This is a genomic window from Roseateles sp. (assembly GCF_039595595.1).
Taxonomy (GTDB): domain Bacteria; phylum Pseudomonadota; class Gammaproteobacteria; order Burkholderiales; family Burkholderiaceae_C; genus Roseateles.
In genome coordinates this window covers 1-10,713 of record NZ_JBCNLG010000057.1, presented here as the reverse complement: position 1 = coordinate 10,713, position 10,713 = coordinate 1, and the positions used below count along the sequence as shown (strand labels likewise).

At 69.4% G+C, this 10,713-nt stretch carries 8 protein-coding genes and 1 pseudogene; 2 read left to right on the top strand and 7 right to left on the bottom strand.

The window, feature by feature from the left end:
• Together ABDW61_RS26325 and ABDW61_RS26320 are read right to left on the bottom strand one after the other, a co-directional pair.
• Window positions 1-2,577 (bottom strand): annotated as a pseudogene (locus ABDW61_RS26325) (hypothetical protein); the annotation flags it as partial.
• A 260-nt stretch (window positions 2,578-2,837) separates the two neighbouring features.
• Window positions 2,838-3,086, bottom strand: a complete 249-nt coding sequence (locus ABDW61_RS26320) for a hypothetical protein (protein ID WP_343643036.1) — start codon at window positions 3,084-3,086, stop codon at window positions 2,838-2,840.
• A gap of 308 nt (window positions 3,087-3,394) precedes the next feature.
• Here ABDW61_RS26320 and ABDW61_RS26315 point away from each other — a divergent pair, with 308 nt between their 5' ends.
• Window positions 3,395-3,670, top strand: coding sequence for a DUF4242 domain-containing protein (locus ABDW61_RS26315; protein WP_343643035.1), 276 nt, complete (start codon window positions 3,395-3,397; stop codon window positions 3,668-3,670).
• Between the two features lie 4 nt (window positions 3,671-3,674).
• Here ABDW61_RS26315 and ABDW61_RS26310 read toward each other — a convergent pair whose 3' ends face one another.
• From ABDW61_RS26310 to ABDW61_RS26290, 5 genes are all read right to left on the bottom strand, one after another.
• Window positions 3,675-4,019: a translation initiation factor Sui1 gene (locus ABDW61_RS26310; protein ID WP_343643033.1), complete on the bottom strand. Its 345-nt coding sequence runs from the start codon at window positions 4,017-4,019 to the stop codon at window positions 3,675-3,677.
• Between the two features lie 30 nt (window positions 4,020-4,049).
• Window positions 4,050-6,311 (bottom strand): alpha/beta fold hydrolase, encoded by a 2,262-nt coding sequence (locus ABDW61_RS26305; protein WP_343643032.1) that lies wholly within the window; start codon window positions 6,309-6,311, stop codon window positions 4,050-4,052.
• The gene (locus ABDW61_RS26300) at window positions 6,308-7,363 is read right to left on the bottom strand and encodes a tRNA-dihydrouridine synthase (protein WP_343643031.1); all 1,056 of its coding nucleotides are present in this window, start codon (window positions 7,361-7,363) and stop codon (window positions 6,308-6,310) included. Before ABDW61_RS26300 ends, ABDW61_RS26305 begins: the two co-directional genes overlap by 4 nt.
• 211 nt (window positions 7,364-7,574) lie before the next feature.
• Window positions 7,575-8,102 carry a YgjP-like metallopeptidase domain-containing protein gene (locus ABDW61_RS26295; protein ID WP_343643030.1) on the bottom strand — a complete coding sequence of 176 codons (528 nt, stop codon included), beginning with the start codon at window positions 8,100-8,102 and terminating at the stop codon, window positions 7,575-7,577.
• A gap of 8 nt (window positions 8,103-8,110) precedes the next feature.
• The gene (locus tag ABDW61_RS26290) at window positions 8,111-10,078 is read right to left on the bottom strand and encodes a M3 family metallopeptidase (protein ID WP_343643029.1); all 1,968 of its coding nucleotides are present in this window, start codon (window positions 10,076-10,078) and stop codon (window positions 8,111-8,113) included.
• Between the two features lie 34 nt (window positions 10,079-10,112).
• Here ABDW61_RS26290 and ABDW61_RS26285 point away from each other — a divergent pair, with 34 nt between their 5' ends.
• Window positions 10,113-10,520, top strand: coding sequence for a 2Fe-2S iron-sulfur cluster-binding protein (locus ABDW61_RS26285; protein WP_343643028.1), 408 nt, complete (start codon window positions 10,113-10,115; stop codon window positions 10,518-10,520).
• Window positions 10,521-10,713 lie beyond the last annotated feature (193 nt).

Below are 10,713 nucleotides of genomic sequence, written 5' to 3'. Positions count from 1 at the left end.
CGGATCCTTGGCGACTTCCTGCGTCCGGTTGCCACTGGCGTCAAGCGTGTACTCGATGCGATTGCCCAGCGAATCAGCCACGGCGACCAGACGATGCGCGTCGTCGTACTCGTAGGTGGCGAAGCTGCCATCCGGCTGCGTGGTCTTCTTCAGCAGCCCCGTGGGGAAGTACTCGTAGCCGGTCACCGCGCCTTGCGTCGTCGTCGACAGCAGGCGCTGGCGGGCGTCGTACGCGTAGGTCGTGGAAGTGCCGTTCGAATCGACCATCTCCAGCGGCTGGCCGTACGCGTTGTAGCGCGGGAACTGCGTCAGATGGCCGAGCACGTTGCTCGTCGATTGCAGGTCACCCTGCGTGTGATCGGCCGTCGTGTCGGCGTAGTACACGTTGGTCACCACCACCTTGCCCAGCGGGTTCTTCTCGGTGAGCACCTGGCCCACCGCGTTGTACGTCCAGCTCGTCGCGCGTGCGGCCACACCGCTTTGCGCTATTGCGTTGAAGCCTTGTGCGCCAGTCTCATCGGTCGTTGCCTGCTCGACGAGCTTGCACAGCACGACGATGGGCTTGCCGTCCGGCAGCTTCGCTTCAGCCGGCGCGCAGCTCGCGATCGCGCCGCCATTGAACGGATCCGGCTGACCGTTGTAGACCTGCGTCGTGATGCGACGCGGCTCGGCCGTCTTCGTGGCCAGGCGCCAGTCCGGATGCCATTGCGAACTGACCATCCGCGCGCCTGCCGGAACCGTTCCGCCCAGCGCGCCCGCGCAGGCCGTGCCGGTCGCCAGGCCTTCCACGCGCACCGTCTCCAGGTTGCGCGTCAGGTCGAACGTCGCGCAGCGGCGGCTGCCATTGGGATCGTCGTACTGCACGACGTTCAGGTTGGCATCGAGCACGCGGTGCTGCGCCGACACCGCGCCGCCATTGGCGCCTCCGCGCGACTTGTCCGTCCACTTGACGCTGCCGAAGGCGCCGCCGGCCGACAGCGTCTCGACGTCTCCATTCGGATAGGTCACGCGGACGTCCTGCGGCAGCTGCAGGTAATGGTCCCGCCACAGCTTCTGATTCGAGTCGTCGTAGTGCTCGGCCACCTTCCATTGCGGCGGCATCCCCCAGGTCGCCGAGTAGGCGTCAATCCCGAGCGCTCGCGCCGTGGACACCGCGCGTCCGGCATCGTCATACGCGTAGGTGCCGGCACGCGCGCGGTTCTCGTCGAGGTACCCGGTGAGCGCCCAGGCGTGCCGAGCGTCCTCGTACAGGAAGGTTCTGGCCGCCGCATCCGCGAAGGTCAAGCCGGACAGCCGGCCCCGCCCGTCATAGTCGAACAGGACCTTCGTGCCGGGCCCTTCGATTCGATACAGCCGAAAGTCGGAACTCGCCAGCTTGAGGTACTTGAGCGCTTGGACGCGCCCCGTCTGGTCGGTCAACGCGACGGGCAGGCCGTCAACGTCCGGCGCGTCACCGATCACCTGCGCCCCGCCGCTGCGCGTCACGTCGATATAGGCCCCGGCAATCGACGACAGCCGTGTCAACCGGCCGACCACGTCGTATCGCTCGATGACCATCGCCTCGGCATCGACGTACAGATAGCCGTCTGCCACCGGGACCAACCGATCGTTCACCGACGGCGACGCGGCCGCGAAGCTCGATCCCGAAGCCTGGAAGCTGACCCAATTGCCGTTGCCGCGCATGACGTTGATGAGCTTTGCCGGCCCGCTGCTGTCCTTGTGCACGTCGGTGAAAAGGCGGCGCTCGAAACTGGCCTTCCAGTCCTCCCCAAGAAGCGAGGAGTCGGACCGGACAAAGGGCTGCCCGCCATCCGCGTACGGCACTCGCCGGGCGGAGTTGAACGTCACCTTCAGCGGCAGCCACGACAGCCGCCCCAGTTCCACCGGCTGGAGCTTGGCCCCCGTCAGCGCGACGATGGGATTGCCATGACAGGCATCACAGTCCGTCTGGATGTACCTGTCCGTCACCGGTTTGCACGAGTTCGCCTCCGGGACATAGACGCCTTCGTCACAGACGCACTCTCCGCTTTCCGCTTCGTAATGCGATTGGGGGACCGTGCTGCAGATCTTCAGGAACTGAGCAACATGGTTGCGGACGTCGGCGACAGCCGGGCCTTGGCAGGTATAGCCCGAGTCGGTGGGCACATATTGCGAAACCATCTGCGTCGACTGGAACGGGCAGTTCGATGAAGCGCTGAACCACGAAGTCGACGTCGTGCACGCGCCCGGCGAATAGGTCGCTGGCGTCGAGCATGGCGAAGGGTTAAGGCAATGGGCGCTCGCGAAGGCGATGGCCCGGCCGAACATGGCATCGGGCTCGCTTGGACGGCCGCTCCGTCCGAAGACGTCCCAGTACCCCCAATTGATTGGATTCCGAGCAATGCCGTCTCCGGAATCAGCATCGCAGGCGCGGGGTTGAAAGCCCACGGATCCTGGTCGATCCACGGGATTCCAGTCCCGCGGGATGTAGCGGTCGTAGGCCAGTGCCGCCGGCGCCATCAAGGTGAGCCAAAGGCACGCAAGAAGAGCATGGAATGACCGGGCGATGGCCGTCCGGTCCGTCGGTAGGGAGAGCATGCGACTGAGCTTCCTGAAAGTGAACGAGCACCAGGAAGCCACGCGCACGCCCGCGGCACGCGCCATCTCGTCTGACCGGCGAGCGTCTATCGCGCCCGGCGCCGGATCAGCCTCTCTCCCTGATTGAACAGCGCGCGATTCTGCATGACGGAAACAACGATGCAGATGACTGCTGAACTGTTTCAGGTCCCACCGAGGCATCACGGGTGGCTGGCGCCGGCCCAGCTTTTTCCCTGCCGGGCATGTCGACGGCTTTCGGCCTACACGTCGCAGCGCTGAATGACCGGTGTCGCGTACTCGTGGCCGACGACGGCGCGGGCGAACAGATAGTTCTCCCTGGCCTGCTCGCTGAGCTGGTCGAGCGTGACCTGGCCGTGCTCGTCGCACGGGAAGGACAGGCCGCGGCCCGCGTGGAAGAGGGATTCGAACCGCAGCAGGTAGCGGCCCTGGCCGGCGCTCGTGCGAACGGTGACTTCGCGCTGGAGCGCGGCGAATTGGGACGGACTCATGGACGGACTCCGAGGCCCGTGGGGAGGTCGGGCCGGACGAATCAACCTTAGACCTGCACCCCCGCGGCCGCGCGTGCATACGTCGCGCTTTCCCCGACTCCCTGCCCCAACCCCCTCACTCGCGCCACGCGGCGTCATGACGGCGTCATCAACGACTCACCAGTACCTCACCACGCTTCAACCGGCGTCCAGCGGAGCGGCGCGCCCGTCCACCCCCCAAGTTCCAAGGGGACCGCGCCTTGAACCCGGCGCCGGCGCTGCCAATACTTTTCTGTTTCCAGTCCGGAATCAGGCAACAGGAGCCCACCATGCCCAAGTACGTCATCGAACGAAACCTGCCGGGCGCCGGCGCGCTCTCCGCGGCCGAGCTGCAGGCGGTCTCACAGAAGTCCTGCGCGGTGCTGTCCGACCTCGGGCCGGCCGTCCAGTGGCAGGAGAGCTACGTCACCGACGACAAGCTCTACTGCGTCTACATCGCCCCCAGCGAGACCCTGATCCGCGAGCACGCGCGCCTCGGCGGCTTCCCCGCCGACCGCATCTCGCAGGTGCGCCGCGTCATCGACCCGACCACCGCCGAGTCCTGAAACCTCAGCCGCCCGCCTTCTTCGGCGCGAAACCCGCCTGCGTCAGCCACTGCATCACCTTGTCGAGGTGGTCGCCCTGGATCTCGATGGTGCCGTCCTTGACGGTGCCGCCGGTGCCGCAGGCGGCCTTGAGCTTCTTGCCCGTCTCGGTCAGCTCGGCCGCCGTCATCGGCAGGCCCAGCACCACCGTCACGCCCTTGCCCTTGCGCCCGGCCGTCTCCCGCCGCACCCGCACCTTGCCGTCGCCCAGCACCGCATTGGCCGCCAGCGCCTTGCAGCGGCAGTCCGCCTGCGCCTGCCGGCATTGCGGGCAGGTGCGCCCGCCCTCCGTCGAATAGACCAGCGCCATCGCTCCGTCCCTTTCCTGTGATTGCCGCGCTCAGCGCGCCAGCGTGCGCGCGAAGAAGGCGTCGATCGTGCGGTACAGGTGCAGCCTCGCGCTGCGCCCCGCGATGCCGTGCGCCTTGCCCGGATAGATCATCAGCTCGAAGGGCCGCGACGCGTCCTGCAGCGCCTCGGTCATCCGCAGCGTGTGCTCGAACAGCACGTTGTCGTCCGCCGTGCCATGCACGATCAGCAGCGGCTTGCTCAGCAGCCTGGCGCGCTCGATCAGGTTGGCCTGGCGGTACGGCGCGGTCTGGCCGCCCTTCCCATCCTGCGGCAGACCCAGGTAGCGCTCGGTGTAAGCCGTGTCGTAGAGCGTCCAGTCGGTCGGCGGCGCGACGGCCACCGCGGCGGCCAGCGGCGTGTCGGCATCCAGCATCGCGCGCTCCGCCAGGAAGCCGCCGTAGGACCAGCCGAAGAAACCGATGCGCTTGGCATCGACGCCGGCCACCTGCTTGGGCAACTGACGGACGGCGGCGAACAGATCGTCGACATCGACCTCGCCGAATGCGTGCCAGTGCGCGCGCGTGAAGGCGCGGTCGCGGTTCTGCATGCCGCGCGTGTCCAGCGTGAAGACGCCGTAGCCGCGGCGTTGCCAGTAGGCGATGAGCACGGTGTCGCGGTTCCAGTTCCAGTTGGTCGTCGAGGTGCCGGGGCCGCCGTAGGCCATCGCGATCACCGGATGCGGACCGGGCTTGCCGTCCAGCGGCGCGAAGTACAGCGCGTTCAGCGGCGTGCGGCCGTCGGCGGCGGTGATGTCCACGACCTGAGGCCCCGGCACGATGCGCGCCAGCAGCGGATCGGGCGCGTCACCCGGCAGCGCGACCGGCGCGGCGCCGGCCTTCACCGGCTGCAGCGACAGCGCCGGCGGCTCGCCCCACGCGCCGCGCGTGACCAGCAGTTGCGCGCAATCCCCATCGCCGCGGGCATCGCGCCATTGGCGCGGCTGGGCGCCATCGAGCACGCGGCTCTGGCCGTTCATGTCGACGGCGAAGAGCTCGCGCGAGCGGCCGCGATCGCGCGCCGCCGCGTAGACCACCGTCTTGCCATCGCTGCACACGCGATGCGCGACCGGCTCGGGCTCGTTCGTCAGCGGACGGCGCTCGCCGGTGCGGCGGTCCACCAGCTCCAGTTGGCGGCGGCCCGAGGCTTCGCTCGACCACAGCAGCGCCGGCTGGCCCGAGAGCTGCAGGCCGTCGATCTCGAGCAGGTCGTCATGCACCTCGACCCAGGCCGGATCGCGCTCGTCGATCACCGTGCGGCCCGGACCAGTGCCATTGGCGTATTCGGTCAGCGCGAGCGTGTGCTGGTCGCGCGTCAGCGTCTGCAGCCAGGGCGTGCCGTCGCCGAACCAGCCGGCGCGGGCGATGTATTCGGCATCCGGGGGCAGCGGGAGCGGCGTCGCGCGGCCGTCCGCCACCTGCAGCGTCCACGCGGTGACGCGGGCGTTGTTGTCGCCGGCGCCCGGATAGCGCTGCTGCGTCATCGTGGTCCGGTCCGCGAAGATCTGCGCCCGCGTCTTCACCGGGACGTCGCTCTCATCGACGTTCAGCGCCAGCAGCTGCTTCCCGTCCGGCGACCACCAGTAGCCGCGCTGGCGGCCAAGTTCCTCGGCGGCGATGAACTCGGCCAGGCCCCAGAAGCGCGTCTCGGTCGCTCCCTTCGTCAACGCGCGCCCGGGCGCACCGCCGTCCAAGGGCTGCACCCACAGCTCGCCGCCCTTCACGTAGGCGACGCGGCTGCCGTCGGGCGAGCAGTTCGGGTCCTGTTCGGGCACCTGCTCGTCCTGGGTCAGGCGCTGCGCCTTCGGTCCCTGGTCGGTCAGGCGGACGAGGTAGAGATCGCCCGAGAGCGGGAACAGCAGCGCCTTGCCCGAGGGGCCGCACCACTGGTAGCCGGTGATGCCGCCCTGCGAGATCCGCTTGCGTTCGAGCGCCATGCGCTCCGCCTCGGTCAGCTGCTGGCTGCGGCCGCCGAGCACCTCGGCCGCCGACACCAGCTTGCGCGGCGCGCCGCCGGCGGCGGGCTGGGCCCAGAGCTCGAGCTGGTCGCTGTCGCTCTCCGACGGGCGCAGGTAGCTGACCCAGGCGCCATCGGGCGAGATCTCGGCCTGGCGGACCACGCGGCCCTGCAGTGGCGGATCGCCGAACACGCGCTCCAGCGAGAGCGGCACCACCGGCGCCGCGGCGGTCGAGAGCGCGGGCGCGCAGGCGGCGGCGAGCGCCAGCAGGCGCGAGGTCAATCGGAAAGCGGTCATGCGGCGATCAGCGAGTCGCTGTCTTGTTGTTGATCGGTGAGGTCGGTGTCGCAGGCGGTGGACGCATCGACGGGCACGTCGTCATCGGACTCGGACGGCGGGACCGCGGGATCCAGCGCGCGGCCGAACAGCGTCAGCGCCAGCGCGTCCGGCGCATTGAGGGTGCGCACGCGCTGGTAGGTCTCCTCGGCCTCGGGATAGCGGCGGCGCAAGTAGTGCAGCCATTGCTTGAGCCGGCCCGCCTGATGGCGCGTCGCGACCTTGCGCCGCACCTGCGCGAAAAAGCCTTCCATCAGCGGCAGCACATCGGTCCACGGCAGCGGATCGGCGTCCAGTCCAGCCGCCGTTCCGGCACGCGCCGCGCGCACGGCCAGCGCCAGCCCCGGATCGGCCACCATGCCGCGCCCCAGCATCAGCGAGGCGCAGCCCGATTCCTCCAGGCAGCGCTGCGCGTCGCCGACGGTCCAGACCTCGCCATTGGCGACGACCTCGATGCCGACGGCCTCGCGCACGACGGCGATCTGGTCCCAGAAGGCGGGCGGCTTGTAGCCATCGCGCTTGGTGCGGCCATGCACGACCAGCTCGGTCGCGCCGCCCGCCTCGATCGCGCGGGCGCAATCGAGCATGCGCTCGCGATCCTCGTTGCCCAGCCGCATCTTGGCCGAGACCGGCACCCGCGCCGGCACCGCGCGGCGCACGGCGGCGACGATCTCGCCGACCAGCTCGGGCTCGTCGAGCAGCACCGCGCCGCCGCGATGGCGATTCACCGTCTTGGCCGGGCAGCCGAAATTGAGGTCGATGCCTTCCGGTTCCAGCTCGGCGAGCCGGGCAGCGTTCTCCGCCAGGCACTGCGGATCGGAGCCGAGCAACTGGGCGCGCACCGGCACGCCGGCGCGCGTGCGTCCGCCGTTCAGCAGCTCGGGCACGATGCGCGTGAACACGCGGCGCGGCAGCAACTGGTCGGTGACGCGGATGAACTCGGAGACGCAGCGGTCCACGCCGCCGACACGGGTCAGCGTGTCGCGCAGCATGTGGTCCAGCAGGCCCTCCATGGGCGCCAGCAGAATCATCGGAGGCAGGGGAAGCGCGGCGCTCGTGACGCCGCGGATCGGGATCTGGAAAGCCCGAGAGCATAGCGGAACGTCCACACCGCCTGTGGATAAACGCGTGCACAGGCTGCGCAGCAGTCGCGCAAGCCGTTGATCCGAAAGGGCTTCCCCTACCTTGCCCGAAAAAGAGGCAGGCGCGCGGACGTCCTCAGTCTTAAGGAGGCGCCCGCGCCGGTTCAGGCGCAACATCGCCCCGGCGCGCCTCTTCGTCCTTCAGGCTGAGCCACAGCCGCACGTCGAATTCGAGCTGCGCGTAGGCCGGCTCCATGTGGTGGCACAGCGCGTAGAAGGCCTTGTCGTGCTCGAGCTCCTTCAGATGCGCGAGCTCGTGCACGACGATCATCCGCAGGAAGTCCGCCGGCGCCTCGCGGAACAGCGTCGCGACGCGGATCTCGCGCCGCGTCTTGAGCTTGCTGCCCTGCACCGACGTCTGCCGCGTGTGCGTGCCCAGCGCGTGCTGGATCACCTTGAGCTTGGCGTCGTAGCGCACCAGCGCGAGCGGCCCGGCATGGCGCATGAAGCGCTGCTTCAAGGCCTGGGTGTAGTCGAACAGCGCCTTGTCGCTGCGCACCTCGTGCGGCTCCGGATACTTGCGCGCCAGCAGCGGGCCGAGCTCGCCGGCGTCCAGCAACTGCTTCGCCTGCGCGACGAGTGCCGGCGAATATCCCTGCAGATACTTCACGGACGTCTTTACTGGATTTCCGCCGACGCGGCCGCCGAGGCCGACGAGACCGGATAGTGCGCGGCGATCCAGTGCTCGAAGCGCTCGAACATCGCCTGCTCCGCGGCCTCGCCGCCATCGCCGCCATCGCCGCCGTCGCCGTTATCGGCCAGCAGTTGCTCGCCGTGCACCACCAGCACCCGCGCGTCCAGCGGCAGACCGTCGTCGGTGCGCTCGCCGCGGCGGCTGGCCGCCTCGAGCGTGTCGCGCGCCTTGGCCCAGGCCTGCTCGACGGTCTCGTCGCAGACCTCGGCCAGATAGCGCGCCGAGAAGCCCTCGCCAGTCAGGCGGCGCAGCGTCTCGTCATGCGACAGGCTGTTGCCCGGCGCCCAGTAGGCCTGGGCCAGCGCGGGTCCGATCGCGGGGTTGTCGGTCAGGTAGCCGTCGCGCCGCAGGAAGAAGGCCCGCGTCTGGTAGACCGCCATGTGCGCCAGCAGGTAGCCCTGGTACGAGGCCGCCGACTCCTGGTTCAGCAGATGCGGGATCGCCAGGATCGGCCGCGGCGCCCGCTCGACGCCCAGGATGCGGCGCTCCATCGCGCGCGCCAGCGCGAGCACCGCCTCGGGCGTGCGCTCGTCGTCGGACATGGCGTAGAGCGCGGCCTCGAAGTACGGCACCACGGCGATGGCGCGCTCATCGAAGGCGCGCATCGGCTGCGCGGCGGCAATGCGGTCGTGGATCAGCTCGTCCGGGATCACCTGGCCGTCGACGGTGCGCGCATAGCGCTTGAGCCAGTCCGCGTCGCCCAGCAGGCTGTCGCAGAACATCGACTGCGTCTCGGCATAGGCCATCGAGGTCGGCGCGAACTCCTGCGAGAAGCAGGGCGCGTTCTGCGTCACGTTGGCGAAGTGCGCCGCATGGCCGCCTTCGTGGAACAGCGTGTTGATCGCGCGCGCGCCGCTCCCGACCTGATCGGGCTTGGCCTCGGCGGTGAAGTTGATTTCGCCGGCGTGCCAGCGGCCCTGCTCGTCGAACCAGGTCGGCAGCGGGCCGTGGCAGAAACCGTTCTGGTACTTGCCGGGCCGCTGCAGCAGGTCCAGCCGCATCATCGCGCCGCGGTACTGGATGCCCAGCCGGCGGAAGCTGCGCACCCAGCGGCGCAGCGCCGGGCCGAAGGGCATGTACGGGTCCATGCGGCGGGTGACGTCGCCGGCGCTGTGGAAGCGCAGGTTCCAGGGCTCGAGCGCCGAGGCGCCGTGCCGGGCCGCCAGCGCGTCGTGCGCGCGGCGCTGCGCGGCCTCGGTGCGGGCGATGAAGTCGTCGAGGATCTCGAACAGGCCGGCCTTGGACATGCGCTCGTTCTTGCGCAGCTTCATCTCGAAGTAGTCCGGGAAGCCCAGCGCCCGCGCCAGCCGGTTGCGCAGCGACACGATCTCCAGGAAGCCGTTCTCCAGCACCCAGCGCTCCACCGCGTGCAGCGCCTCGTAGGAGCTGCGGCGGCGCGGCTCGTCCGGGTTGGTCGCGAGGTTGGTCGACAGCATCGTCAGCGTCGCGGCCTCGGTCTCGCCGCGGTCGTTGACGTGGGTCGGGGCGAAGTCCTTGCGCTTGGCGAAGAGGATGCGCTCGGCCTCGATCAGCTCGGCCATCAGGCGGCGGCCTTCGTCGTTGTCGACGATGTTGGCCTCGAACACGCCCAGCCAGCCGCGCAGGCCGTGGGCCAGCGCGTCGCGTGCCGCGCAGGCCGGCGCGGCCTCGACGGCCTTCAAGTGCGCGCGCGTGGCGGCGAGCCGGTCCGGGTCGGAGATGAAGGCCTTGTAGGCGGTCTCGGCGCGGCCGAAGCCCTCGTGGTCGTCGCTGGTGGCCATGTAGGTGGCCCAGAACAGGTCCTCCTTGCGCTTGTGCACCGCGATGTAGTCGCGGTTGAGCTGATCGAAGAAGGCCTGCGCGGCCTGGACGGTCGGATCGGCGGCGGCGCCGGGAATCGGGGTGTCGGGCATCGGGCGAGCTTAGCGCACAGGCATCATGGCGCCCATGGATCACCCCGCCGCCATTCCGGGCGCCCCGTCCGCCGAGACCCCCGCTGAACTCACGCATGAACCCACCCATGTGGTGGAGCTCCATCCCCAAGGGTGGCGATTCGAGGCCCCCGAGAGCCAGACGCTGCTGCTGGCCGCGCTCGACCACGGGCTGCGCCTGCCGCACTCGTGCCGCAACGGCACGTGCCGGGCCTGCATCGCGAAACTGGTGTCGGGCAGCATCGCCTACCGGATCGAGTGGCCCGGCCTGTCGCGCGAGGAAAAGGACGAGGGCTGGATCCTCCCCTGCGTCGCCTGCGCCCGCTCCGACCTGGTGCTCGACCAGCCGCAGACGATCAATTTGTTCGACGTGCCGCCACCCGTCTTACCCCCTCGCCCCCGACAGGGGGAGAGGGAGGGGTGAGGGGGCTCGTGCCCAAGCGCTGCTGCCCTTCGAGCCGCCCCCTCTCCCCTGCCCTCTCCCCCCTCTCGTGTATGGACCGAGGACATAGGTAACAGGTGTGCCAGGACATGGGTAACACTTTTCCCGCCTAGTCAGCGGGAGGACGAAGTTGCCCTGGAGCCCAGTCACCGTGAAGGACCAACGAGAGGAATTC

Coding starts and splice junctions, on each gene's coding strand:
- ABDW61_RS26290 (WP_343643029.1), bottom strand. CDS start 10,078: ATGCCCGACACCCCGATTCCCGGCGCCGCCGCCGATCCGACCGTCCAG.
- ABDW61_RS26285 (WP_343643028.1), top strand. CDS start 10,113: ATGGATCACCCCGCCGCCATTCCGGGCGCCCCGTCCGCCGAGACCCCC.
- ABDW61_RS26315 (WP_343643035.1), top strand. CDS start 3,395: ATGCCCAAGTACGTCATCGAACGAAACCTGCCGGGCGCCGGCGCGCTC.
- ABDW61_RS26320 (WP_343643036.1), bottom strand. CDS start 3,086: ATGAGTCCGTCCCAATTCGCCGCGCTCCAGCGCGAAGTCACCGTTCGC.
- ABDW61_RS26300 (WP_343643031.1), bottom strand. CDS start 7,363: ATGGAGGGCCTGCTGGACCACATGCTGCGCGACACGCTGACCCGTGTC.
- ABDW61_RS26305 (WP_343643032.1), bottom strand. CDS start 6,311: ATGACCGCTTTCCGATTGACCTCGCGCCTGCTGGCGCTCGCCGCCGCC.
- ABDW61_RS26310 (WP_343643033.1), bottom strand. CDS start 4,019: ATGGCGCTGGTCTATTCGACGGAGGGCGGGCGCACCTGCCCGCAATGC.